Origin of the sequence: uncultured Desulfovibrio sp., from assembly GCF_902477725.1 — a bacterium.
In the GTDB taxonomy this organism is placed as follows: domain Bacteria; phylum Desulfobacterota; class Desulfovibrionia; order Desulfovibrionales; family Desulfovibrionaceae; genus Desulfovibrio.
This window is the reverse complement of record NZ_CABSIF010000003.1, coordinates 165,538-189,818: the sequence shown is the minus strand read 5'-3', so window position 1 is coordinate 189,818 and position 24,281 is coordinate 165,538. Positions and strand designations below refer to the sequence as shown.

21 protein-coding genes are annotated in these 24,281 nt (G+C 54.6%); 6 read left to right on the top strand and 15 right to left on the bottom strand.

From position 1 onward, the window contains the following. The first annotated feature begins 221 nt into the window (after positions 1 to 221). From RDK48_RS03645 to RDK48_RS03630, 4 genes are all read left to right on the top strand, one after another. Positions 222 to 689 carry a NapC/NirT family cytochrome c gene (locus RDK48_RS03645; RefSeq protein WP_298997718.1) on the top strand — a complete coding sequence of 156 codons (468 nt, stop codon included), beginning with the start codon at positions 222 to 224 and terminating at the stop codon, positions 687 to 689. Further along, positions 682 to 2,265: an ammonia-forming cytochrome c nitrite reductase subunit c552 gene (locus RDK48_RS03640; protein WP_298997720.1), complete on the top strand. Its 1,584-nt coding sequence runs from the start codon at positions 682 to 684 to the stop codon at positions 2,263 to 2,265. The genes RDK48_RS03645 and RDK48_RS03640 overlap by 8 nt, the downstream gene beginning before the upstream one ends. A 266-nt stretch (positions 2,266 to 2,531) precedes the next feature. Then, positions 2,532 to 3,035, top strand: a complete 504-nt coding sequence (locus RDK48_RS03635) for an NlpC/P60 family protein (RefSeq protein WP_308587799.1) — start codon at positions 2,532 to 2,534, stop codon at positions 3,033 to 3,035. 248 nt (positions 3,036 to 3,283) lie between these two features. Continuing rightward, on the top strand, positions 3,284 to 3,868 hold the full coding sequence (locus RDK48_RS03630) for a MerR family transcriptional regulator (RefSeq protein WP_298997723.1): 585 nt from the start codon (positions 3,284 to 3,286) through the stop codon (positions 3,866 to 3,868). Between the two features lie 74 nt (positions 3,869 to 3,942). Here the strand turns inward: RDK48_RS03630 and RDK48_RS03625 are convergent, their stop codons facing one another. The 3 genes from RDK48_RS03625 to RDK48_RS03615 form a co-directional block, all read right to left on the bottom strand. After that, positions 3,943 to 4,422 (bottom strand): GNAT family N-acetyltransferase, encoded by a 480-nt coding sequence (locus RDK48_RS03625; RefSeq protein WP_298997726.1) that lies wholly within the window; start codon positions 4,420 to 4,422, stop codon positions 3,943 to 3,945. A 3-nt stretch (positions 4,423 to 4,425) separates the two neighbouring features. Then, positions 4,426 to 5,163, bottom strand: a complete 738-nt coding sequence (locus tag RDK48_RS03620; RefSeq protein ID WP_298997729.1) for a thioredoxin domain-containing protein — start codon at positions 5,161 to 5,163, stop codon at positions 4,426 to 4,428. 96 nt (positions 5,164 to 5,259) lie between these two features. After that, positions 5,260 to 5,649, bottom strand: coding sequence for a response regulator (locus RDK48_RS03615; RefSeq protein WP_298997730.1), 390 nt, complete (start codon positions 5,647 to 5,649; stop codon positions 5,260 to 5,262). 304 nt (positions 5,650 to 5,953) lie between these two features. Here RDK48_RS03615 and RDK48_RS03610 point away from each other — a divergent pair, with 304 nt between their 5' ends. Further along, complete coding sequence (locus tag RDK48_RS03610; RefSeq protein ID WP_022659024.1) at positions 5,954 to 6,742, top strand: ParA family protein; 789 nt, start codon at positions 5,954 to 5,956, stop codon at positions 6,740 to 6,742. Between the two features lie 8 nt (positions 6,743 to 6,750). Here RDK48_RS03610 and RDK48_RS03605 read toward each other — a convergent pair whose 3' ends face one another. Next, positions 6,751 to 7,155: a hypothetical protein gene (locus RDK48_RS03605; protein WP_298997732.1), complete on the bottom strand. Its 405-nt coding sequence runs from the start codon at positions 7,153 to 7,155 to the stop codon at positions 6,751 to 6,753. A gap of 390 nt (positions 7,156 to 7,545) precedes the next feature. Here RDK48_RS03605 and RDK48_RS03600 point away from each other — a divergent pair, with 390 nt between their 5' ends. After that, the gene (locus RDK48_RS03600; protein WP_298997734.1) at positions 7,546 to 8,490 is read left to right on the top strand and encodes a ParB/RepB/Spo0J family partition protein; all 945 of its coding nucleotides are present in this window, start codon (positions 7,546 to 7,548) and stop codon (positions 8,488 to 8,490) included. Between the two features lie 98 nt (positions 8,491 to 8,588). Here RDK48_RS03600 and RDK48_RS03595 read toward each other — a convergent pair whose 3' ends face one another. The 11 genes from RDK48_RS03595 to dnaN all read right to left on the bottom strand — a co-directional run bounded on the left by RDK48_RS03595 (position 8,589) and on the right by dnaN (position 24,217). Further along, entirely contained in the window at positions 8,589 to 9,980 is a 1,392-nt protein-coding gene (locus RDK48_RS03595) for a transcription antitermination factor NusB (protein ID WP_308587797.1), read from the bottom strand. A 1-nt stretch (position 9,981) separates the two neighbouring features. Continuing rightward, complete coding sequence (locus RDK48_RS03590) at positions 9,982 to 10,488, bottom strand: DUF116 domain-containing protein (protein ID WP_298997997.1); 507 nt, start codon at positions 10,486 to 10,488, stop codon at positions 9,982 to 9,984. A gap of 478 nt (positions 10,489 to 10,966) precedes the next feature. Continuing rightward, a complete protein-coding gene (gene fmt, locus RDK48_RS03585) occupies positions 10,967 to 11,980 on the bottom strand; it encodes a methionyl-tRNA formyltransferase (RefSeq protein ID WP_298997737.1) in 1,014 nt (337 codons plus the stop codon). Then, positions 11,953 to 12,471, bottom strand: coding sequence for a peptide deformylase (gene def, locus RDK48_RS03580; RefSeq protein ID WP_298997740.1), 519 nt, complete (start codon positions 12,469 to 12,471; stop codon positions 11,953 to 11,955). Before def ends, fmt begins: the two co-directional genes overlap by 28 nt. A 15-nt stretch (positions 12,472 to 12,486) precedes the next feature. Then, positions 12,487 to 14,361, bottom strand: coding sequence for an aspartate--tRNA ligase (gene aspS / locus RDK48_RS03575; protein WP_298997742.1), 1,875 nt, complete (start codon positions 14,359 to 14,361; stop codon positions 12,487 to 12,489). Then, complete coding sequence (gene hisS, locus RDK48_RS03570) at positions 14,354 to 15,610, bottom strand: histidine--tRNA ligase (RefSeq protein ID WP_298997745.1); 1,257 nt, start codon at positions 15,608 to 15,610, stop codon at positions 14,354 to 14,356. Before hisS ends, aspS begins: the two co-directional genes overlap by 8 nt. Positions 15,611 to 15,667: 57 nt before the next feature. Further along, positions 15,668 to 17,071, bottom strand: coding sequence for an amidophosphoribosyltransferase (purF, locus tag RDK48_RS03565; protein ID WP_298997748.1), 1,404 nt, complete (start codon positions 17,069 to 17,071; stop codon positions 15,668 to 15,670). A 5-nt stretch (positions 17,072 to 17,076) separates the two neighbouring features. Further along, on the bottom strand, positions 17,077 to 17,889 hold the full coding sequence (locus RDK48_RS03560) for a lipopolysaccharide assembly protein LapB (RefSeq protein ID WP_298997751.1): 813 nt from the start codon (positions 17,887 to 17,889) through the stop codon (positions 17,077 to 17,079). Between the two features lie 9 nt (positions 17,890 to 17,898). Further along, positions 17,899 to 20,445 carry a DNA gyrase subunit A gene (gene gyrA, locus RDK48_RS03555; protein WP_298997754.1) on the bottom strand — a complete coding sequence of 849 codons (2,547 nt, stop codon included), beginning with the start codon at positions 20,443 to 20,445 and terminating at the stop codon, positions 17,899 to 17,901. 212 nt (positions 20,446 to 20,657) lie between these two features. Further along, positions 20,658 to 23,063 (bottom strand): DNA topoisomerase (ATP-hydrolyzing) subunit B, encoded by a 2,406-nt coding sequence (gene gyrB, locus RDK48_RS03550; protein ID WP_298997757.1) that lies wholly within the window; start codon positions 23,061 to 23,063, stop codon positions 20,658 to 20,660. Next, a complete protein-coding gene (gene dnaN, locus RDK48_RS03545) occupies positions 23,063 to 24,217 on the bottom strand; it encodes a DNA polymerase III subunit beta (protein WP_298997760.1) in 1,155 nt (384 codons plus the stop codon). The genes gyrB and dnaN overlap by 1 nt, the downstream gene beginning before the upstream one ends. Between the last annotated feature and the right edge of the window lie 64 nt (positions 24,218 to 24,281).

The window sequence follows — 24,281 nt, the reverse complement described above, 5'->3', positions numbered from 1 at the left end:
CTCACCCTTCCGGTGGAGTTGTCATTTATTTCTGAATCTGTCTTTTTTTTCTGAATTTTTCTGTGACCGGAATCACTTATTTTGTTCTGATTTCATGCAATTAGCCTATTTATCTACTAATTATTTTTTTATTTAATTTGCCGGTTTTGGTACGTTTTTTGTTTTCTTAAGAGGGATGCCGCCATGGGGGCGGCACACAAGGAGCGAGTTAAGGAGGCTCTATGGGAACACCCCGCAATGGACCATGGCTTAAGGTGCTGTTGGGCGGCGTTGCGGCGGGAATGGTGCTTTTGGGTGTGCTTGCGTACGCCATGACGACAACTGACCAGCGACCTTTTTGCGCCAGTTGTCACATAATGCAGGAAGCTGCCGTGACCCAAAAAATGGGATCACACGCCAAGCTTTCCTGCAATGAGTGCCATGCCCCGCATAATCTGCTGGCCAAGCTGCCGTTCAAGGCCCAGGAAGGTCTGCGTGACTTTATCGGCAATGTTTCAGGCCACGACATTCCGCGTCCTTTGAGCGTTCGCACCAAGGATGTGGTCAATGCCAACTGCATGGCCTGCCATAGTCAGACCAATGTCAATGTGGCCAGCATGGACGCTAAGCCCTACTGCGTGGATTGCCACAAGGGTATGGCCCACATGCGCATGATGCCTATAAGCACAAGGACGGTAGCCAATGACTAAGAGCAACATACACAAGGCCCTGGGAGTGGCGGCCCTGCTTGGCATAGCTTTGCTTGCGGGCTGTCAGGATGTCTCCACAGACCTTAAGCCCCCCAAGTACAAAACTTCCATTCCTGAAAGCGAAACCCGTATTTCTGCTTTCCAGAAAGATTTTCCGCAGCAGTACGCCTCGTACATGAAGAACAACGAATCCTCGGTTATGACCGAATACAAGGGTTCCATCGCCTACCACAAGAACGACAACGTCAATCCCCTGCCCAAGGGCTTCAAGCATGCCCAGCCCTATCTCAAAAATCTGTGGCTGGGTTATCCCTTCATGTACGAATACAATGAAGCGCGGGGACACACCTACGCCATTGAAGATTTTCTCAACATTGACCGTATCAACCGCTTTGCCGCCGACGGCAAGGGCGGCCTGCCCGCCACCTGCTGGAACTGCAAAACCCCCAAGATGATGGAATGGGTCAAGCAGTACGGCGATGCTTTCTGGTCAAAAGACGTCAACGAATTCCGCAGCAAAGACAAGATCAACGAGATGGATGAAACCATTGGTTGCGCCAACTGTCACGATCCTGTGACCATGGAACTGCGCCCTTACTCCGAGCCGCTCAAGGACTGGTTGAAGCGCAGCGGCCAAGACTGGGCCAAGCTTTCTCGCAATCAGAAACGCAGCCTCGTATGCGCCCAGTGCCACGTGGAATACTACTTTACCCACAAGGACAATGGCCCCGCCGCCAAGCCTGTGTTCCCCTGGGACAACGGCTTTAACCCCGAAGACATGTATCAGTACTACAAAGGGCACGGCCCCAAGGGCGCCGATGGCAAGCCCGGGCCTTTTGTTGACTGGACGCACGCGGCCTCCAAGGTCGGCATGATCAAGATGCAGCATCCTGACTATGAGATGTTCCAGGACGGCCCCCACGGCGCTGCTGGCGTTGCCTGCGCCGACTGCCACATGCCCTACATGCGTGAAGGCGGCAAAAAGGTTTCCAGTCACTGGATGACCTCGCCCCTCAAGGATCCTGAACTGCGCGCCTGCCGCCAGTGCCACGCCGACAAGACCGCCGATTACCTGCGCGGCCGCGTGGAATACACCCAGAAGAAGGCCTTTGACCAACTGCTGAAAGCGCAGGAAATCTCGGTCAAGGCACATGAAGCCGTTCGTCTTGCCAATGCCTACGAAGGCAAGCGCGCCGCCGATTACGACGCTCTGATGACTGAAGCGCGCGAAATGGTGCGCAAGGGCCAGTTGTTCTGGGATTACGTTTCTGCGGAAAACAGCGTTGGCTTCCACAACCCCGCCAAGACGCTTGATACACTCATGACCTCTATGGAATGCAGCCAGAAGGCCGTTGATCTTGCCACCAAGGCCACGGATTTTGGCATTGCTGAAGCGCTTTCCAAGGATATCAAGGAAACCGTGCCGCCCATTCTGGAAATGAGCCGCAAGCTCCAGCAGGACCCCGAATTCCTCAAGAAGAACCCCTGGACCAAGCTGCTGCCCACCTTGCCCAAGGCTGATCAGGTTTGGGACAATCAGACAAGGATCACTTCTGAGGCAAAGCCTGCCCAGTAACTCGTATTGAATGTCGAGGCCCGCTCATGCGGGCCTCTGCCCCCACTTAAGCAAGGCTCCATACCGGAGCCTTGCTTTTTTATTGCGCGCTGTTAGTGACAGTGACTCTTTGAAATCATTACGGTATCTCCAAGTTTATTCTCGAAAACCTGAAAATCAGAAGATTCGGCATAAACAGGCACACAAATTGCTTAATCCTATGCAGCACATAGCGTGTTATATTTTTGACTATTGCAAATTTATTTGCAAATACAGCAGGTTGCAGCATGGAAGCAGCAATGCACTCAAACACTTGGCGACGATGGCGCAATTTTGCGCTGTTCTTGGCTTGCGCCGTACTTCTGACAGGTTGCGGAGCTTTCAGGTCAGCTCCTGATGGCGGCCCTGCCCCAGAATCTGCGCGCAAAGTAGTTAAAACGGCCTACACGCAAATGGGCACAAAATACAGACCTGGCGGAGCGTCACCACAAAAGGGCTTTGACTGCTCCGGTTTGATCTGGTGGGCATATAAGCAAAACGGCGTAAAAGTACCGCGCATAACATCTGATCAGGCGCACACAGGGCAACAGATTCCGCTCACGGCGGCTCGCCAGGGCGACATTTTGGTGTTCCGCACAGGCTCCGGCCCCAGAGGCCTGCACACAGGCATCTATGCTGGCAGCAATTCCTTTATCCACAGCCCCAGGCGCGGGGAAAATGTGAGGGTTGAGAGCCTTGATGTACCCTACTGGCGCAACAAACTAATCGCGGTAAGGCGGGTGGTGTACTGATCAGCAGCAGCGCCACCGCGTAATCACGCAATTGTTTATTTTATTGGCGGTAACGGCATAGTCTGTACCGCCTTTTCTGTTTGCTGACTTGCTATTAAATTTTGTTTGGAGTATTTCCAAAAGAATTACATCGGAATCACTTTGTTGCTGATTTCCGTTTCTGCCCACTCCTTTTATCCGATTCAAATTGCCGGGTGACGCGCCTCGTAGCGTGTTTCAGGCGTCCTTTGCCCGGCGCGGGAGGAGACATGGCTCGCAAGGCTGTAGTTGCTGAAAGCCTGTTGAGTATTGCGGATATTTCGCGCCATTTTTCCTTGCCAGAATCCACCACCCGCTATTACTGCAAACGGTTTGCCCATTTTATTCCCAGTGTTGGCGATGGCCGCAGACGCCGCTATCGGCGCGAAACACTGGATGTCATTGCGGCTGTGCTTGAGCAGATGCAAAAATCCCGCACGGCAGCTGCTGTTGAAGATGCGCTTAACGCGCGCTTTCCGCGAAATGCCGTTGCTGTTGCGGATGCTGATTCTTCCACAGCCATTGCTGAAATTCCCTCAAGCAATGACTATTTCCCCTCAGTTGCTCTCCAAATTCTGGAGCGCCAGACAAACGCCATTGAGGGGATTGCCCATCTGCTGCAACTTGTTGTGCAGCGGCTCCCTGCCCCAGGTGACAACAATACGCCAGAGGTTGGGCTTCTGCGCCAGGAGGTTGCAAACTTGCGTGTTCTGCTTGATTCGTCGGAAAAAACGCAACAAGCCGACCTTGATCAGTTGCGCTCATGGATGACCAAGGTTATCCGCAATCGCGGTGGATCAGGACAATCAGAATAATTTTTTCCAATGAACATGAGAAAGGCCGCGCAATTGCGCGGCCTTTTTTGCTTGCGGAACACTCCGCCAGAACATCACTTTGAGGCGTGTCGCTCACTACCGAGCTTGCTGATTTTCTCCAGCCAGACCAGTTCAACCCCGTTTGCGGTTTGTGCCTTTTTATACGGAACGAACCCGAACTTTTCGTATAACCGCAAATTACGTTCGCTCTTTGCGCTGGTGAAGAGTTCATACCGGGCGGCCTTTGTTGCGGACAAAATTGCCGTCATCAGTGCAGAACCGTATCCCCTGCCCTGCCATTGCGGCAGGACGGCAAGGCGGGCAATGTGGGAGGTGTCTTCTGCAAGGTGCGCCCTGACCGTTCCCACCAGCGTTTGCCCATCCAATGCCTTGAGTACGACGCCAGTGCGCCGTTCCTCCACCAGATTCTCAAGCGTTTGCGTGAGAGGCGGGATATCCCAATTTTTTACCAACCTCGCTTCGCTTTCAAACGCAGCCTTTTGCAGGGCCAAAATCTGCGGCAAATCGGATTCACGGGCTGGCAGGATTATCATGTGCTACTTGCTGTTTTTCAGCGCCATATCAACGGCACTCTTAAAGAGATCAAGCGGCAGGGCTCCGCGAACCACCAGGTTGTTCACGAGGAAGTACGGGGTTCCCTCAATACCGAGCTTCTGGGCATCCATCTGATCTTCAGCGATGATGTCCGTAACCTTTTTGCTGTGCACATCCTTGGCAAGGCGCTTCATGTCCACATTGAGGCCTTCAGCAGTCTTTTTCAAGAAGGCTTCACCCTCGGCAATGAGTTTATCCCTGTCTGCAAAGAGTGCTTTATAGAACTGCCAGGCCTTTTCTTCGCTCTGCTGCGATATGGCTACAAAATATGCCGAAGCAATGTTGGCCGGGCCTTTGTCGTCCAGAGGCATGTTTTTAAAAACAAGGCTCACGTCCTTGCCGTATTCCTGCAAAATGGCGTCCACAGTTTTGGATGCTTGCTGGCAGAAGTGGCAGGTAAAATCAGAAAAGGCCACAATGCGCACTTTGGCCTTGGACGCACCCATAACCGGACGGCCTTCAGTTTTAACCGTTTTGGTCACCTTCATGTCTTGCGCCCACTGGGCCTCAAGGCTGTGCTGGCGGCGCAGATTTGACCCCTGCTGAGCAATATCAAGCACAGACTCGCTTTGCCTGCGCAACACATCCATGACCAGTTCTGGCCGCTCACGGAATAGTTTTTCAAGAAGCTTGGGCAGGTTTTCTTCCGTAACTTCTACGGCATTTGCAACGGCGCTCATGCCAGGCACAATCCCAGCAGTCATGCTTGAAGCCAAAATAAAGGACGCCACCATTCTTTTACTAAACATAACTTTCCTCATTTTCTACGCGCTCGCTTAGCCCTGCTCCGCCTCAAGGCGAATCTGTGTTGCGGCGTCCTCAATTTTAAAGAGCAGCTCATCAATGTCAACAGGCTTCATCAGGTAGCCAAATGCCCCCTCGCTCATGGCCTGAACCGCAAGCTGCATGTCAGCATGACCAGAAAGCAAGATCACCTGAGTTTTGGGCCATCGGGAATGGATAATCTGCAAGGCGGACATGCCATCCATAACCGGCATTTTTACATCCATTATTATAATGCCAAAGGGGAACTGCTCCATGGCATCCACAGCTTGTTGCCCGTTAGCAGCGGATTGGCACTCATACCCTCGGCGCCCAAGGCGCTTGGAGAGTATCCGCGTTACATCTGATTCATCATCAACCAACAGCACTTTTGCTAGTTCCATACTTTCTCCAGCCAAGAGATTGTGCCATTTTTTACGCGCTTTAGCTTTACGGGGCAAGTTTTGTTGCTCAATCTGCTTTAAGCCTTGACGCTCTCACCACTCTCTTTTACAAACAACCCATTGCAGCTTCCAGCGCCGCCCCCATGTTTCATGTGAAACACGAAGTTTTTCCTTCAAGTGAACGATGAAAAAGGCGGCAAAGCCAGAAATTTCATGCTCGTTGACGTATCTGCTCCTGACAGGCTCACCTGACAGTTGAAGCAGCAGTTCCTCTAAAATCAGTCAAAATGACTGGGAGGCCTCAATGGCGCGCATCATTTCCATCGCAAATCAAAAGGGCGGGGTGGGCAAAACCACCACGGCCATCAACCTTTCCGCTGCTCTTGCAGTCATGGAAAAAAAAGTTTTGCTCGTTGATTGCGATCCGCAGGCTAACAGCACAAGCGGAATAGGCCTGCACCAGGAAGACCTGCACGGCGACCTTTACAACACCTTTTATGAACCAGAAAAGCTGAAAGAAAATATAGCCAAAAGCCGCTCTCCATTTCTGGATATTTTGCCTGCGAGTACCAACCTTGTGGCCGTTGAGCTGGAACTTGTGGACAAAATGGCGCGCGAATTTTTCTTGGACGAATGCCTCAAAAGCGTGCGCAACGACTATGAGTATATTATTCTCGACTGCCCTCCTTCTTTGGGGCTTTTGACGCTCAACGCCCTCTGTGCGTCCCGCGAACTGCTCATTCCGCTGCAATGCGAATTTTTTGCACTTGAAGGCATCGTCAAACTGCTGCAGACCTACGAACAGGTGAAAAAACGTCTCAATCCTGATCTCTCACTACTGGGCGTAGTGCTGACCATGTACGACACCCGCAACCGCCTGACGAGAGAAGTCAAAAACGAAGTGCGCCGCTGCTTCCCAGAACATCTGTTTGAAACAGTCATTCCTCGCAACGTACGCCTTTCAGAAGCGCCCAGCCACGGCAAATCCATCATCCATTACGATATAAAATCCAAGGGAGCGGAAGCCTACCTTGGATTGGCCAAAGAAATCGTACTACGCAGACCAAGCAAAAAAAATACTGTTCTGCAATAGGCGCAAGATTATTCTTTGGGCGTGGTATGCTCTATCGCAACGTGTTTGTGAAAGTGCTTCTGCCGGATTGTGGTTCCACATGCACGGCAATGAAAAACGAGCAAGCCGCCAATATTAGCGTTAGTCAGAATAAACGGGTGTTCGGGATCATTACGCCAATCCTCGGTGCTGGCAGCACAGTGGGGGCAGGTAACTGAAGGGCTGTAGGGATATTTGAAATCCCAAAACTTCATGAGCTCTTCAAAACTTTCCAGGGGGCCAGCTGCCTGTTCAAGCTCTTGCGGCTTTTCGTCTGCTGCCAAAATATTGCGAACTTTGGGCTCCATTTTTTCCCAGAGGGGCCAGGGAATGATCACAGAAGAAATATTGCCCTTGATATCGGTGATGTACTGAAGCTGCGGGTTATCCAGCATAACAAGTCCTTGAAGTAAAAAGCGGGGCCAAGCCAAAGTCGAGCTTTGGAACAAAAAGATACGCCTCGCACAAGGGCAAAAGACAGCCCATTGCGCAACTGATCAGTCATGCAGGTTTCTGCCAGAAAACAATAGCGCATAAGGTGCCGCGCCCCAAGGGCAAATGTCAAGGAGACTGCAACGAAGTTCAGGTGTTTTACGCAATGAGCTTGCGACCAAAAAATTTACCCTGCATCGTGCAGCAAATGTTCGGCATATACAAATATTGAATGAAGGCAATCACGCAAGCGGTTTGCTGAAACGGCAATCCGCAATGGCAACGGGCCTACACCACTGAGGTTCGAACACTGGTTGTATTGCCGCAACCACAGCTTATGTGGAGGAAAAGAAATGAGCAGCAGCAAGGGATTGGGCAGAGGGCTTGACGCACTGTTTGGTGGAACCGCGCCAAAGCAGGAACCGCAAGGGCTGGAAAGCGCCGTGAACCTGATGCCGATTACGGCCTTGCATCCCAACCCCAATCAGCCGCGCAGGCACTTTGACGATGCCGCATTGCGGGAACTGGCCGATTCCATCAAATCGCAGGGAATTATTCAGCCGTTGCTGGTGCGCCCGCTGGGCGGCGAAAATACCTATCAGATTGTTGCGGGTGAGCGCCGCTGGCGTGCCGCGCAACTGGCGGGGCTCAAAGAAGTTCCCGTTTATGTACGCCAGCTGAGCGACAAAGAGGTTATGGCCGCTGCTCTTATTGAAAACTTGCAGCGCGAAGATCTCAACCCCATTGAAGAAGCCGAAGCCCTCCAGGCCTTGCGGGATGCCCTTGAGCTAACGCAGGAAGAACTGGCAAGTCGACTTGGCAAAAGTCGCCCAGCTATCGCCAACGCATTGCGTTTGCTGCAACTGAGCGCAACGGCAAGGGCCGATATCCAGGCCGGATTGCTCAGCGCAGGGCACGCGCGATGCCTGTTGGGCATTGATGCGCCCATTGCTTCCGAAGCGCTGCGCCAGCGCATCCTGAGCCACAAACTGACTGTACGCGAGGCAGAAGACGCCGCGGCATTCTGGCGTGGGCACAACGCCCTGCCCTGGGAACAGGAGGACACGACTCCGCAACCTCGCGCTAAAGCCCCCAGAAAGAAAAGCCCACAATTCAAAACCCTGCAAATGAATCTTTGCTCCAGCATTGGCTGCAAAACACAGGTAAGCGGCGATGAAAACAGCGGCCGCATTGCGTTTGCATACGGCAGCCGCGAAGAACTTGAACAGCTTTTGCAGAAACTGGGTGTGGCCCTGCCGGAAGCAGAAGAAAAATCTACAGAAAATCCCGCCGGATAAGCAGCGGGAAAATACGCGAACAGAATAGCCTGCCCCACCAATCAGAGGATAAGCGCAATGCGGAATCACCCCGTTGCGCTTACCCTTCTTTGAAAAGATCAAACCTTACGCAACAGCGCACCAAACATGCCCTCAAGCCAGGGGTGCTCAAGTGGCGTCTGCCACTGTCTGAGCAGCTGCAAGCCGTCTAATTCACGCACAAGACGCTCAATCTGCTTTTCATTCTCATTGGGCCGAAGGGTGCAGGTAATGTAGGCTATCTGGCAACCCGAATGCATCCTTTCTGCAAGGCTGCGTAAAATGGATTGCTGCAAGCTCTCATGCGCAATGCCTTCTTGCGGGGATCTACGGCGGATATCAGGCCTGCGGGCAAGAACGCCAAGTCCGGAACAGGGGGCATCCACAAGCAGATAGCCATCCCAATGTGCAAGCGGTGGTTTGACTGCATCGGCAAGTGCAACTGCCGGGCAGACAAGACCCAGCCGTGCGCACTGACCCGGCAAACCCGCAAGGCGCTGCATGCTGCGGTCTGTAGCTAGAGGAACCGCGATCCCCCGTTCTAGCAGGGCAACAGTCTTGCCACCAAAACCAGCACAGACATCCCAAACAGGTTTATCCCAGTCGTAGAGACCAAGCTCCTCAAGAACAAGCTGCGAACCTGCGGATTGAAACGAGAGCGCGCCTTCACCTTGCAAGCCCTGCAAAGAACGACCGCAAACGACAGCCGGCTGCGCACCCGGCGCAAAAGCAATCCCCCACTGCCCCACCGCTTCGCCGCCACTGGCAAGCAGACCCTCACGCAATGTCACGGCAGCAGAATGTTGCGCGTTGACGCGCACCGCGCTCCAGGGTCGCTCAAACGATCTACGGGCAAGTTGCAAGGCGATATCACGCCCATAGTGCTTGTACCAGTGCCCCATGATCCACAAGGGCAAAGAATAGAAAAGTCCCATGTGCTCAGCGCATCCGGCCTCCGCACCCTTGGACAGATAAAAATCTTCATGCATGGGGGCGTCTGCAAGGCGCTGTACTGAACGCAATGCCCCGTTAGTTACACGGGCCAGCCCTTGACCGTATAAGGCCTGTGCAGTCTCAACAGCGCTAAAAACAGCGGCATGATCTGGCACTCTGTCCTGAAACAGCAGGCCGTATACCGCAAGGCCCAGCACATGCAGAAGAGGCCGCGGCAGGGATTGCGGGCGCGGCAACACTCTGGACAAAATAAACGCAATGCGAAGTTCCGTTCGCAGGTATCCGTATACAAGCTCTGAGCATAGATTGCGCTCAACCGGGGCAAGGCCTGAAGCTTCTGAGCTGGAAGCAGTTGTGGACGCACTGGACAAAGCCGCTGCAAGTGCCTGCTGGGCTGTCATGCCGGAATCAACCAACAACAAAGCCCACAGCGCGCAATGACGTGCCGTGGGGCAAAGCTTGCGAATTTTCCCAGGCAAGGGCGCAGGGCCTGATTGGGCAACGCGAATGTTAGCCATGTTATGCCCTGCCCTGATGCAATGGTTGAGAAAGGCCAAGAAAAATCCGCACGGCGTCTTCCAGCGCCTTCATGGGCACAAGCGTATCAACGCACGGCCCATGCGGCCTCTGGTTGAGAACACCAAAAACAGGCAAAGGATAACTGTCCTGAATGCCGGATGTAAGGTCACGTTCGCAAGCAACAGCAATAATGCAGCGCGGGCGCGTTTGCACCACAATGCGGCGGGCAATGGTGCCGCCAGTGGCAATGGCAAGCCGCACACCATATTTGTCCCTTAATGCAAGCAACTCACCAACCGGACATTTGCCACAACGCTGGCAGTTGTCCGGGTTATGGACAAGCCGCTGGGGGCACAAGGCCTGCTGAACGCAATGCGGTAAAAGCAGCAAAAGTTCCTGCGGCTGCGCCGTACAGCCACTGGCAAGCACCAGCTCGTTGTTCACCTTGATAAAGCTGCGCCTCACTCTTCCTCTGTCAATGCCAACTGCTTTTGCAAGCAATTCCATAAGTGGAAAAAACAGACGAATGGTGACATGCCGCACACTATCTACACCAGGCAGAGATTTTCCCGTATAAATATGAAATATAAGAATAATACAAAGCCACAACAAGGCAATGATAACAACAAAACCAAAACCCATGCTCAGCGTAGGCAGCCAGTGTTGCGTAGAGAAAAAACCAATCCACGGCAAAATAAGAAAAAATGCAACCCCGAGGCACAGCAGAAGGCACGAGGCCAGCATAAGCCCGATAAAAACGCGTTTTCGCGCACCACCATACTGCTCTGGCGGCAAAGAAAAGGGCGATTTACGAAACATGTGACCTCGGTTTGATGAGTCAGAAGCAAAAAACAGTCTTGAGCCTCAAAATCGCACAAAACTGCCCTTATGAAAAGCGCAAGCTCGCAACGCGATGAGTAGGTCAAAAAAAGAAAAAACGAGGCTCAAAAGAGCCTCATTAAAAATACCCATTGCGGAAAAAAAATCACTCCCCTGGTTCAGGAACTCTTGCCAGACCGCAAACTCCCTTGGGCAACCCGCGTAGCACTCCGTTGAGCAGATCGCGCGCGGACATTTCTTTTTTCCCCTGAGGCTTGACCGCAGAAAGTACATACCAGCAATCAGCGCAGGCAATGCTCAAACCGTCAGCATCGATCCGCAATGTGCCGGGGGCCTGCCCTTGTGCAGATTGCCCCACCCTGCCCGGGGCAAGAATGAGCGAAAGGGGGTCGCGTTGCTTGCCATCGGGGTCCACAGTTTCAAGCACAGTGCGCGCACCAGGCCACGGGGTAACACCCCGCACCCGCGCATGCACCTGCACAGCGGGAAGCGACCAGTCGATAAAACCGTCTTCCTTGGAAATTTTAGGGGCATGGGTGGCGAGAGCATCGTCCTGCTCCACTGCATGGGCCTTGCCGTCAAGGATATCGTCAAAAACGCGCACCAGTAGTTCTGCGCCAATGCCAGCAAGGACATCGTGCAGAGAACCTGCCGTATGCTCGCCGATGGGCAGGCCATCTGTTGCAAAAACAGGCCCGGCATCAAGTTTGCGCACAATGCGCATGATGGAAATACCAGCCCGAGCACCTGGCTGCCAGCCTTCCATCACTGCCCGCTGAATAGGGGCAGCACCACGCAGGCCAGGCAAAAGCGAAGCATGAACATTGATGGTATCAAGCGTGGGCATGGCAAGGACGGCGTCTGGCAAAATAAGGCCATAGGCCGCCACAGCCAGCAGATCAGGCTTGAAAGCCGCCAGCTCCGCCTGAGCCTCGGCACCTTTCAGACTGGCGGGCTGCATGACAGGCAGGCCAAGCTGCAAGGCAAGCTTTTTGACTGGCGATTCCGCAAGTTTATGGCCGCGCCCTGCTGGTCTGTCCGGCTGGGTGTATACCGCCACAATTTCGCCACGAGGCCAGGCCGCCAGCCTTTTCAGGCTGGCGGCGGCAAACTCGGGCGTTCCCATAAAGACTATACGGCACTTTTTCGTTTGAGCCATTTTTTCACCTTGCTGTCGTACAGGGTGCGGCGCAGCCGGCTTATTTTGTCAATAAACAGAATGCCGTCCAGATGGTCATATTCATGCTGGATAATAATGGCCGGGAATTCGTCCAGATATTCATCAATGATATTGCCGTCCAGATCCATTGCATGCAGATGCACGTTGCTCATGCGCTTGACGTCGGCCCTGTAGTTCATGGGAACAGAAAGGCAGCCTTCCTGTTCGCTCAAAACTTCTTCACCAGAGAGGGTCAACACAGGGTTAATCAGCACCCTGGGCTGTTTTTCCTCGTCCTTCATTGCCGGATCCATCACAAGCATGCGGATGTTGCGCCCAACCTGCGGCGCAGCAAGTCCAACACCAGGCGCAGCGTACATGGTTTCAAGCATGTCGGCTGCAAGCTGACGAATGTCGTCCGTCACCTCGGCAACAGGTTCGCAAACCTCTTTGAGCCTGGGGTCAGGATAGGTGACAATATCAAGAATCATGCAGACGTTCGCCTCCTACGCTTTGTCGGCTGTAGCGCCGTCCTTTTTCTGCTCTGCGCCGGGCACCTCACGCAAGCGCAGGCCGAGATCCCTCAACTGACGCGAAGACACCGGGGAAGGCGCGTTGGTCATGAGGCAGGTTGCCTTCTGCGTCTTGGGGAAGGCAATGACATCACGGATGCTGGACGAACCAGAAAGCAGCATGACCAGACGGTCAAGGCCAAAAGCCAAACCACCATGAGGCGGCGCACCAAGATCAAGCGCCTGAATAAGGAAACCGAACTGCTCTTCTGCCTGCTCGGGCGTAAAGCCAAGGGCCTCAAACATACGGCGCTGCACTTCACCGGAGTGAATACGGATGGAACCGCCGCCCACTTCGCACCCATTAAGCACCATATCATAGGCGCGGGCGCGGGCCTTGGCCGGGTCAGTAACCATCAGTTCCATATGGCCGGGCGCAGGCGAGGTGAAGGGATGGTGGCAGGCCACATAGCGCTTGTCTTCCTCATCGTATTCATACAGCGGGAAGTCCGTAACCCACAGGAAATTAAAGCTGTTTTCAGGTATCAGCTTCAGATGATTAGCAAGATGCACACGCAGGTTGCCAAGGGCGGCGTTGACCATGGAAGCCTCGCCCGCCTGGAAAAAGACAATGTCGCCGACCTGAAGATCAAGCGCTTCCGCAATACCCTTGCGTTCTTCGTCCGAAAGGAACTTGGCGATGGGTGACTGCCATTCGTCGGCCTTGATCTTGATCCAGGCCAGACCCTGAGCGCCATAAATCTTGACGAATTCGGTAAAGGCATCAATTTCCTTGCGGGTCATGGATTCGCCGCCGGGAACCTTCATACCCTTGACCAGCTGCGCAGTGGCAAAAAGCTTGAAGCCGGAGCCACGCACAATATCCGTAATATCCACAAGCTCAAGGCCAAAACGGGTGTCGGGCTTGTCCACGCCATAACGGGCCATGGCTTCGTCCCAGGGCATGCGGGGGAAGGGAAGAATCAGGTCCTTGCCCATCACATCCTTGAAAACTCGGGCCATGAGGCCTTCGGCAATGCCCATGACCTGTTCTTCATCGGCAAAGCTCATTTCAAGGTCAACCTGAGTGAATTCAGGCTGACGGTCAGCACGCAGGTCTTCATCGCGGAAGCAGCGCACGATCTGGAAGTAACGCTCCATACCGGCAACCATCAGCAGCTGCTTGAACAGCTGGGGAGACTGCGGCAAGGCGTAAAATTCACCGTTGTTCAAACGGCTGGGCACCAGAAAGTCGCGCGCACCTTCAGGGGTGGACTTGGTAAGCACCGGGGTTTCCACTTCCGTAAAGCCGTTGTCATCCAGAAAACAGCGGGCAGCCTGCGAAACCTTGTGCCGCAAACGCAGATTGGCCTGCATGCGCGGACGGCGCAGATCAAGATAACGCCAGGTAAGGCGCAGGTTCTCACCGGCGTCGCTGCGGTCTTCAATGGCGAAAGGCGGCGTCTTGGAAGTGTTGAGCAGCTTCCACTCATGGGCCACAATTTCAATCTGGCCAGTGACCATATTGGCGTTGACCATGCCTTCGGGGCGCGGACGCACCTTGCCCTTGACCGCAAGCACATATTCCGAACGCAGAATATGCGCGTTCTCGTGCGCAGAAGGAGCAATATCCGGGCTGAAAACAACCTGAGTGAGGCCGTCACGGTCGCGCAGGTCGACAAATATCAGGCCGCCGTGGTCGCGGCGGTACTGCACCCAACCCATCAGGCAAACATCTTCACCATCATTGGTAATGGTCAACTGACCGCAGGAATGGCTGCGCTGCCAGTCACCAAGCTCAGTGACAAATTTCTGGTGTTCGCGCTGCACATCCTGCTGCGCGTCCTGCGTCTGCATCTGTTCAGTCATTGTTGGTTCCCGTTTGCAAGAATTGGAGTACGCCTGACTGCGGCACAGAGCACTGCTCGCCGCTTTCAAGGTTTTTAACGACCACTGTGCCCTGAGCGGCTTCGTCAGGGCCAATAATCAGACAATGCCCGGCGCCGGACTTTCCAGCCTGACGCATAAGGCTTTTAAAGCCGCCTTCACTGAAATTCATCTCGCCAGAGAGCCCGGCGTCACGCAACTTCTGGGCAAGCTGCCAGCCCTGAGCGCGGCTCTGCGCGTCCATGGCAACCAGATAAAAATCGGCTGCCTGGCCACTGCCCTCGCCCATCATGAGGGCAAGGCGTTCCATGCCGCAGGCAAAGCCAACGCCCGGAACATCAGGCCCGCCAAGACTCTTCACAAGACCGTCATACCTGCCGCCGCCGGCCACTGCAGCCTGCGCGCCAATGCTGCCGCTTACCACCTCAAAAGTAGTGCGGCAATAGTAGTCAAGACCGCGCACAAGCCTGTGATCAAGCTCAAAGGCAAGTCCCTGACCTTGCAGCAGTTCCAGCACCGTATCAAAGTGGGCGCGGCATTCAGGGCAATTGTAATCAATAAGTTTGGGGGCATTGTCCGTAATAGCGCGGCAACCGGGCTGCTTGCAGTCAAGCACGCGCAAGGGGTTGGTTTCCACCCTGCGGGCGCAGTCCGGGCAAAGGGCGTCCTTATCGACTCCGGCAAGATATTCGAGCAATGCAGCCTTGAATTTGGGGCGGCATTCCGAACAGCCAAGGGAATTGATCTTGAGCGTCAGGTCCGTAAGGCCAAGGTCTGACAGAAAGCGCAGCAGCATGCTGACCAATTCTGCATCAGCCATGGGGCTATGACTGCCAAGGCACTCGCAGTTGATCTGGTGAAACTGGCGCATGCGGCCCTTTTGCGGGCGTTCATAACGGAACATGGGGCCGGTGGTGAACAGTCGGCTCACAGGCTCGCGGTTGGTCAGCCCGCTCTCGATATAGGCGCGCATAACGCCAGCCGTGGCTTCAGGCCGCAGGGTAAGCGAACGGCCCTTGCGGTCAGGAAAGGTATACATTTCCTTTTGCACCACATCGGTTTCCTCACCGATGGAACGACAAAAAAGCTCGGTAAACTCCAGCAGTGGCGTGCGAAGCTCCACAAAACCGTAGCGCCCAAAAACCTGACGCGCGGTATTTTCAATGCGTGTGAACTGGTCGCTGTCCGGCGGAAACATATCCGCAAAACCCTTGATACGTGCAATACTCATGGCTTCCTCATAAAAAACTGGCTGCCCTGACGTGCAAGACGGCGCGAAAGAAATGGTCTACCTGCTGGCGCAAGGGGATTCAAGGCTGAATTTTCCGGCGCAATCGTCACAGGGCACAGGATATTCACCAGTGAAGCAAGCCATGCAGTAATGCTGCGGCTTGCTCACGGAGCCGAGCAGCCCTGCTATGCTGAGATAATGCAGCGAATCAACATCCAGCTTGCGGGTTATTTCCGGCAGGCTGTGCTGGGCTGCAATAAGCTCCCCGCGCGAAGAAAAATCTATGCCGTAAAAGCAGGGAAACTTGACCGGCGGGCTGGAAATGCGGATGTGCACCTCTTTGGCCCCCAGCTCGCGGAGCTTTTTGACGCGCGTCATCATGGTGGTGCCGCGCACGATGCTGTCGTCAATAATGCAGATGCGCTTGCCCTCAATCATTTCGCGCACAGGGTTGATCTTAACCCGCACGCCAAAGCTGCGCATGCTCTGCGAAGGCTGGATAAAGGTACGCCCCACATAGTGGTTGCGGATCATGGCATGCTCATAGGGCAGGCCGGAGCGCTGGGCAAAACCAAGGGCGGGATAAATGCCCGAATCCGGGAAGGGCATCACATAATCCACTTCCGGCGCAGATTCGTCAGCCAGATTCCAGCCCATCTTTTTGCGGCACAAATAGACCTGCTCGTCAAAAATATAGGAGTCGGGCCGGGCAAAATAGACCAGCTCAAAAATACACTGGCGTGGCTTTTCGGGCAGCGGCCCCATCAGATGGTCGCTGCGCACGCTGTTGCCGTCAACGATGATCATTTCGCCCGGCTTCACAGAGCGTTCAAAATCGGCCTCAAGCAGATCAAAGGCGCATGTTTCAGAGGCGAACACGGGGCTGCCGTTCATGCGGCCAAAAGCAAGAGGATGGAAGCCGTGGGGATCACGCACCGCCACCATAACGCCGTCTACCATAACCAGCAGGCAGTACGCGCCGCGAACCCGGGCACAGGTTTCCTTGACTGCGCCAGGCAGGTCGTTGTGCCTGAGCGCGCGCACCAGCAGATGCATGAACACTTCAGTGTCGTTGCTGGTGGAAAATATGGCGCCCTCGTTCTCAAGGTCTTCGCGCAACTGCGCGGCATTGACCAGATTGCCGTTGTGCGCAAGCACCACATCCCGTCCCTTGAAATGGGCAAGGAAGGGCTGGGCATTGCTGCTGGAGGAACGCCCGGTGGTGGAATAGCGCACATGGCCTATGGCTGTTCTGCCGGTCAGAGCCTTGAGATGAGCCTCTGAAAAAACATCGGGCACAAGGCCCATGCCCTTGTGTTCGTGTACGCCGTCGGTGTCAAAGGTAACTATGCCCGCGCTTTCCTGTCCGCGATGCTGCTGTGCATACAAACCGAAATAAGCCAGACGAGCCGCTTCCTCGTGGTCATAAATGCCGAATACGCCGCATTCGTGCTTGATCATAGGCCTTACTTCTTCAGTTTTTTGCGCAGATGCGCAATGCGATTATCGATGACCGACGGATTGGGATAATCGTCGCGGGCCAGTTCAAAGTTTTTCAGGGCTTCTTTTCCCTTACCGAGCTGCTCAAGGGCATCAGCCAGCAAATAGCCCGCCAGACCACGCAGAATTTTGTCCGGATCGCTGTCCAGTATCTGCTGGCAAAGGTCAGACACATCCTGCCAGCGTTCCCTTGCCATGTTCTGGTCGGCAAGGTCGTACATGCACATTATTTTGTCATGATCCGCCATGGGCAGAGCAAGACACTGCTGCAAGGTATCTTCGCCTGCGTCAAACCGACGCAGATTGAACTGCATGGCCGCCAGCCTGCGGTAACCATCCACAGTCTGCTCTGCCGACAACCCTGCAAGCCCTATATAAGCATTCCAGGCGTCCGCCGCACGGCCATAACGCCGCAAACCCTCGTTTACCTCGCCCATGCGCCGCAAAATAACGGCGCTTCTGGCGTCATTGTCTGCAAATTCCGCCAGCATGGTCTCAAGGCATTCAAGAGTGGCACGAGGTTCCTGCCCGGCGGCATTGAGCACCACCAGCAACTGCTGCCACGCTTCCCAACGTGAATCAGCATCCCGTGCCTCACGCAGATAACGCTCAAGCAGCCTTTCGGCAAGGGACCAGTCACGCAAAGAAACTGCGGTGCGGGCTGCGGAAAGGTCATCGCCCACCATGCTCTGGTCTCTGCAAGCGCACAAAAAGCCAGCAAAAACGAGGCACAGACACAGGGTCAAACCCTTGCCGCAAACCCGCCGCAATATTTTCATCAGCTGTGGTTATTCTTCACCGTCATCGTCCGCACTGTCGTCAGCAAGCCCTTCGGGCTCGGCAACAACAGGCGCGGAAGCGACATCGGTCATATCGTCCTCGTCCATTTCGGCGCTGGCGTCCCTGCCGGTCTGCCCGCCTTCGTCCACTCGGTCAAAGCCCACAACATGACCGCCTTCATCAAGACGCACGAGCATAACACCCATGGTAGCGCGGCCCTTGCTGCGCACATCGTCCACGCCGATGCGCACGATCTTGTTTGACGAAGTCAGCAGGATAAGCCCGTCGTTGTCGCGCACAGGCATGGCGCCGATCACAGGCCCGGTCTTGGCAGTCACCTTGAAGTTGATGATGCCCTTGCCGCCACGCGATTGCAGGCGATAGAGATCAACACTGGTGCGCTTGCCGTAACCGTTGGCGGAAATGGACATGATCTCGGTGGTCCGGTCGATATCCTTGACGATGACCGCCGCAACCACAAAGTCCTGTCTGCGCAGGGCAATGCCCTTGACGCCCGTGGCCACGCGGCCCATGGGCCGCACATCGTTGCAGGCAAAGCGGATGGAGAAACCGTCCGCCGTAGCCAGAACAATATGGTTATTGTCGCGAATGGGGCGCACCACCACAAGTTCATCGTCTTCACGCAGGCCAACGGCCATGAGGCCTGTCTTGCGGCACTTGGCGTACAACGAGGCGGAAGAACGCTTGATCATGCCTCTCTTGGTGATGAACATGAAAAACTTGTCTTCGGCGAACTCGCGCAGGGCAAGAACTGTCGTAACCCACTCGTTTTCTTCAAGGGGCAACAGGTTGTTGATATGCACGCCCTTGGCCGTGCGGCTGCCCTCCGGCACCTGATGCACCTTGAGCTGGTGCATGCGCCCCTTGTTGGTGAAGAGGCAGAGATACTGATGATTGGTGGTGGACAAAAATTCCTGCACATAGTCGTCATCCGATGTGTGCAGGGCCGCAATGCCCTTGCCGCCTCGTTTCTGCTGCTGATAGTTCTCAAGTCCGGTACGCTTCATGTAGCCACGGCGCGACAGCGTGATAACCACTTCTTCGTCAGGGATGAGATCTTCAATATCAATGTCGGTCAGAGCTTCGCGCAGCACTTCCGTACGGCGGGGAGTGGCGAAATTATCGCGGATTTCGGCAATCTCGCGCTTGAGTTCGCTGCGCAGCACTTCGGCATTTTCCAGAATGGATCGATAAAATTCGATCTTCTGCAACAGATCCTTGTATTCGTTCATCAGTTCTTCGCGCTGAAGACCTGTGAGGCGCTGCAAACGCATTTCAAGAATGGCCTTGGCCTGCACTTCTGAAAACGCAAAGCGCTCCATCAGGGCATTACGGGCTTCTTCAGGATTGGCGGACGCGCGGATAAGGGCCACCACTTCATCGATATTGTCGATGGCGATGCGCAGACCTTCAAGAATATGCGCGCGGGCTTCGGCTTTTTCCAGATCGTAACGCGTGCGGCGGATGACCACCTCACGCCTGTGATCCACAAAGCAGGAAAGCGCCGTCTTGAGGTTCAGCAGCTGCGGGCGGTTGTCCACCACTGCCAGCATGTTGATACCAAAGCTCGTTTCAAGCGGCGTGAACTTGTACAGGGCGTTGACCACAATGTCGGGGATGGTGCCGCGCTTGAGGTCAATAACAATGCGTATGCCCTTGCGGTCGGATTCATCGCGCAGGTCGGTGATGCCGTCAATCTTGCGGTCATTGACCAGAGCCGCGATTTTTTCCACCAGCGAGCTCTTGTTAAGCCCAAAGGGAATCTCGCGGATAACGATGCTCTGCGCGCCCTTTTTGCGGTCTTCAATTTCAATGCGCCCACGCACCTTAACCGTGCCGCGCCCAGTGTGGTAGGCATCGTACAGGCCCTTGCCCGCGTAGACAAAACCCCTGGTAGGAAAGTCCGGCCCTTTCACAAAATCCATGAGTTCATCGATGCTGCACTGCGGGTTATCCAGCAGCAGTTGCAGGGCATCGCACAGTTCACCCAGGTTGTGGGGCGGAATATTGGTGGCCATACCCACGGCAATACCCGAGCTGCCATTGAGCAGCAGGTTGGGAACCTTGCTCGGCATGACCGTAGGTTCCTGAAGGGTGTTGTCGTAGTTGGGGCGAAAATCCACGGTGTTCTTGTCCAGGTCGTTCAAAAACTCCTGGGCAAGCTTGGACATGCGCACTTCGGTATAACGCATGGCAGCAGCGGCATCACCATCAATGGAGCCGAAGTTGCCCTGCCCGTCCACCAGGGGATCGCGCATGGAAAATTCCTGCGCCATACGCACCAGCGCGTCGTACACGGCAGAGTCACCATGCGGGTGATATTTACCGATGACGTCACCGACGATACGCGCGGATTTTTTGTGCGGACGGTTGTAGTTGTTGGCAAGCTCGTACTGCGCAAAAAGAATACGCCTGTGAACCGGCTTAAGGCCATCGCGCGCGTCCGGGATGGCGCGCCCGATAATGACCGAAAGGGAATACTCCAGATACGATTTGCGGAGTTCTGTTTCAATGCTGATCTGCGGCTGCTGCATATCTGCCACTGCGGGCCTCGCTGCTGTTATTTCGGGGCTGGAAGGGCAAGCCCTCCTGATACAAAGGGTCTTGGCCCTGCTGCATCCCCATTTTACGTGTCATGTGGCGAAAAACCTTGTTGAAAATCGGGCTTTTCGCTTCACGCTATTGATATATTCACAGGAAACTCTGTGGAATTTCCCTGTACGGGCAGTTCCACAGAGTTTTCCCTTTAAATATCCAGATCCTGTACGGCCAGGGCGTTGCGCTCGATAAAATCGCGACGCGGTTCCACACGGTCGCCCATAAGTTCGACAAAGGCGTCAGAAGCTTCATTGGCATCTTCCACCGCAACTTGCAGGAGCACGCGATTTTCTGGGTTCATGGTGGTCACCCAGAGCTGGTCGGGGTTCATTTCACCAAGACCCTTGTAACGCTGGATGTTGATGCCCTTACGGGCTTCATCAAGCACCATGCGCATGAGCGTAAACAAGTCCTCTGTGGCAACTTCGCCGTCCTTTTTGCGCAGGGTAAAGGCAAAAGAGCCGCACTGCTGGCGCAGTTCGTCAAAGAGCTGCCAGCCTTGCTTGTAAAGGCGGGAAGAAAAGAACTCCATGCCCCTGCGGGTATGGTGCCCGCCGGTATTTTCAAACACGGCAAACAGGCGTTCTTCCTCGTCTTCGCTCTTTTCCCGCTCAAGGGTAAGCATGTAACCGTGACCGTTAAGCCATTCAGTGAGCTCGCTGTCCTGATTTTCAAGGCTCTGGGCATCAATCTGCTTTTCATGGGTCACAAGGGCCATGAAAAGATCACGCGGGGTGCCGGACATTTCGGCATCGTTCACGCGTCCTTCGGCCTTTTCAATATGCTCCATGAAGCGGATGAGTTCCTTGCCGCTGAATTCCTTGCCGTTGGAGGCCACCACGGTCACGTCTTCGCTCACTCGGGTGAGCAGAAATTCGTTGAGCGCGGGGTCGTCCTTGATGAACTTTTCCATGCGCGAATTGTGCACACGGTACAGAGGCGGCTGTGCGATGTAGACAAAGCCGCGCTCCACCATTTCCTGATACTGCCTGAAGAAAAAGGTCAGCAGCAGGGTGCGGATGTGCGCTCCGTCCACGTCGGCGTCTGTCATGATGATGATTTTATGGTAACGCAACTTGTCGAGGTCTGTATCTTCCTCGCCGATGCCAGCGCCCATGGCGGTGATCAGCGCCTTTACTTCCTTGTTGGCAAGCATCTTGTCAAAACGGGTGCGTTCCGTGTTCAGAATTTTGCCGCGCAAGGGCAAAATAGCCTGATTTTTGGGATTACGCCCCTGCTTTGCTGAACCGCCTGCCGAATCACCTTCCACGATGAACAGTTCGGATTCAACGGGATCCTTGCTCTGGCAGTCGGCCAGTTTGCCGGGCAGCGAGTTGTCGGACAGCGCGCCTTTGCGGCGGACAAGTTCCTTGGCGCGGCGGGCTGCGTCTCGCGCCCGTGAGGCGTCCACGGCTTTTTCGATAATGAGGCGGATATCCTTGGGATTCTCCTCAAAATACACGTTCAGGCGGTCATAAACCACACCGGCAACCAGACCGGCAATCTCGCTGTTGCCGAGCTTGGTCTTGGTCTGCCCTTCAAACTGGGGCTGAGGCAGCTTGACGCTGATAACGGCGGTAAGACCCTCGCGCACGTCATCACCAGACAGCGAGGTGTTCTTCATCTTTTTGACCAGATCAGCCTGGCCCTTGATGTAGCCGTTGATGGCGCGCGTGAGCGCAGTGCGGAAGCCCACAAGGTGAGTGCCGCCTTCCTTGGTGCGGATATTGTTGGCAAAGGTGAAAATGTTTTCCTTGTAGCCCGCATTGTACTGCAAGGCAAAATCCACGGTGACATTATCAACAATGCCTTCACCAAAGATGATGGGGTGAATGCCCTGCTCGCCGGAGTTGAGGTCGCCCACAAACTGACGAATACCGCCCTCGGCGTGGAACACATGGGTTTCGCCAATGCGCTCGTCGATGCACTCGATGGTCAGGCCCTTGTTAAGATAGGCCAGCTCTTCGAAGCGCTTTTTCAATGTTTCATATGAAAACTCGAGAACTTCAAAAATCTCTTCATCAGGTTTGAAGCGAACGGTGGTGCCGTGCCCTTCAACGAAGCCCTCGCTGATAACCACCAGTTCGTCCTGCGGTACGCCACGGGCGTAGTGCTGACGGTAGCGTTTGCCATTACGGCGCACAGTGACGGTAAGCTCTTCAGAAAGGGCGTTGACGCAGGAAACACCCACGCCGTGCAGACCGCCCGAAACTTTGTAGCTCGAGTTGTCGAACTTGCCGCCAGCGTGCAGCTTGGTCATGACCACCTGCACGGCGGGCACGCCTTCCTTGGGATGGATATCCACAGGGATGCCGCGCCCGTCATCGCGAACAGTCACGCTGTTGTCAGCATGCAGGATAACAGTGACCCGCGAACAGAAGCCGGCCATGGCTTCGTCAATGGAGTTGTCCACTACCTCGTACACCAGATGGTGCAGGCCGCGCGCGTCTGTAGAACCTATGTACATGGCCGGGCGCTTGCGCACAGCCGACAGGCCTTCCAGAATGGTAATGGAAGAGGCGTTGTACCCGCCGTTGCCGGTTTCAGGAGCCATTAAACGTCTTCCTCACTATAGTAGGTCGTTTCAGAAACCTTCATGGGCATGATGATAACGGTATAGTCGGCATCATCGGCGCCGCGGATACCGCAGGGGCCTTCAGAGCCGGTAAGCATCATGTCGATCTTTGCAGAAACAAAGTGTCCCAACACGTCAAGCAGGTTGCGCGTGGGGAAGGCAATGCGTTTTATATCGCCATTATAAGCAACTTCAAGGCTTTCATTGGCCGAGCCCACATCTTGCCCCTGGGCGGAAAGCAATGCTTCCCCGGCAGAAAGATCCATGTAGGTGCAGCGGTCGCTCTCAGTATTAAAAATAAGAATACGGCCGAGCGCTTCAATGGCTTCCTTGCGGGCAAGAGTCATGGGGTGCATGTCTTCGCTGGCAAGCTTGCTCATGAAGATGTTGTAATCAGGGTATTCGTGGGCGGCGCGAGGCAGGCTGAGCGTTTCAGCGCCATCCAGGCTGCGCAGATACAGGCGCTTGTCGGTGATGTTCAGTTCAATCTCATCCAGACCAAGCCATTTTTTGATGTCCGCCAGATATTTCTTCTGGATCAGCATACCCGCTTCAGGCAGGCGTTCGGCCAGCTCGTCATGGGTAAAGGAAACAAGGGCAAATTGGTGGCCATTGAGACCGCACACATCAATGCGTCCGTTGCCGCGCGGCTTCATGCACAGGCAGGCAATGGCGTCCATGGCGTCGTCATCGCTGATGCAAAAGCCCACCTTGTCCAGAATGTCCTGCAAAAAATCGCCAGACCAGGTGACGGCGTTTTCAGCAGGAAAGGCAGAAAAATTCTGAAACCACTCCGCCCCGCTCACAGGCAGTTTGTAGGTGCGTCGTCCCTGCTCCAAAAGCAGATTGCCAGAAGCTTCATCAAGGGTGAGGTGCAGAACACCCGTGGGCAACTGACGCACAAGATCCACAAAAGCCCTGCCCTGAACACCTATAAGGCCAGGTGCGGCAACTTCAGCAGGATAACGCCCGGTAAATTCAATGTTGGCGTCCGTGGACATGACTGAAAGGCTGCCTTCTTCAGCCTTGAGCCAGATGGAGCGCAGATACTGCGCCCCTGCCTTGGCAGGAATGATGGCAGCTGCCTTCAGCAGGCCTTCGATGATCTGCTCTTTGTTTACAGTAAGTTTCATATGTTTTTTCCTTACTATTATAGTCGTCTGTGTCTATGTTCTTAAGACAGCTAACGTTCTTTTA

Bases quoted from the DNA above. Each gene is read 5' to 3' on its own strand.
- RDK48_RS03645 (WP_298997718.1), top strand. From the start codon at position 222: ATGGGAACACCCCGCAATGGACCATGGCTTAAGGTGCTGTTGGGCGGC.
- gyrA (WP_298997754.1), bottom strand. From the start codon at position 20,445: ATGCAGCAGCCGCAGATCAGCATTGAAACAGAACTCCGCAAATCGTAT.
- RDK48_RS03625 (WP_298997726.1), bottom strand. From the start codon at position 4,422: ATGATAATCCTGCCAGCCCGTGAATCCGATTTGCCGCAGATTTTGGCC.
- RDK48_RS03605 (WP_298997732.1), bottom strand. From the start codon at position 7,155: ATGCTGGATAACCCGCAGCTTCAGTACATCACCGATATCAAGGGCAAT.
- hisS (WP_298997745.1), bottom strand. From the start codon at position 15,610: ATGAGTATTGCACGTATCAAGGGTTTTGCGGATATGTTTCCGCCGGAC.
- RDK48_RS03600 (WP_298997734.1), top strand. From the start codon at position 7,546: ATGAGCAGCAGCAAGGGATTGGGCAGAGGGCTTGACGCACTGTTTGGT.
- RDK48_RS03560 (WP_298997751.1), bottom strand. From the start codon at position 17,889: ATGAAAATATTGCGGCGGGTTTGCGGCAAGGGTTTGACCCTGTGTCTG.
- def (WP_298997740.1), bottom strand. From the start codon at position 12,471: ATGATTCTTGATATTGTCACCTATCCTGACCCCAGGCTCAAAGAGGTT.
- purF (WP_298997748.1), bottom strand. From the start codon at position 17,071: ATGATCAAGCACGAATGCGGCGTATTCGGCATTTATGACCACGAGGAA.
- dnaN (WP_298997760.1), bottom strand. From the start codon at position 24,217: ATGAAACTTACTGTAAACAAAGAGCAGATCATCGAAGGCCTGCTGAAG.
- gyrB (WP_298997757.1), bottom strand. From the start codon at position 23,063: ATGGCTCCTGAAACCGGCAACGGCGGGTACAACGCCTCTTCCATTACC.
- fmt (WP_298997737.1), bottom strand. From the start codon at position 11,980: ATGGCTCAAACGAAAAAGTGCCGTATAGTCTTTATGGGAACGCCCGAG.
- RDK48_RS03640 (WP_298997720.1), top strand. From the start codon at position 682: ATGACTAAGAGCAACATACACAAGGCCCTGGGAGTGGCGGCCCTGCTT.
- RDK48_RS03595 (WP_308587797.1), bottom strand. From the start codon at position 9,980: ATGGCTAACATTCGCGTTGCCCAATCAGGCCCTGCGCCCTTGCCTGGG.
- RDK48_RS03610 (WP_022659024.1), top strand. From the start codon at position 5,954: ATGGCGCGCATCATTTCCATCGCAAATCAAAAGGGCGGGGTGGGCAAA.
- RDK48_RS03590 (WP_298997997.1), bottom strand. From the start codon at position 10,488: ATGGAATTGCTTGCAAAAGCAGTTGGCATTGACAGAGGAAGAGTGAGG.
- RDK48_RS03635 (WP_308587799.1), top strand. From the start codon at position 2,532: ATGGAAGCAGCAATGCACTCAAACACTTGGCGACGATGGCGCAATTTT.
- RDK48_RS03620 (WP_298997729.1), bottom strand. From the start codon at position 5,163: ATGAGCGCCGTTGCAAATGCCGTAGAAGTTACGGAAGAAAACCTGCCC.
- RDK48_RS03615 (WP_298997730.1), bottom strand. From the start codon at position 5,649: ATGGAACTAGCAAAAGTGCTGTTGGTTGATGATGAATCAGATGTAACG.
- RDK48_RS03630 (WP_298997723.1), top strand. From the start codon at position 3,284: ATGGCTCGCAAGGCTGTAGTTGCTGAAAGCCTGTTGAGTATTGCGGAT.
- aspS (WP_298997742.1), bottom strand. From the start codon at position 14,361: ATGACTGAACAGATGCAGACGCAGGACGCGCAGCAGGATGTGCAGCGC.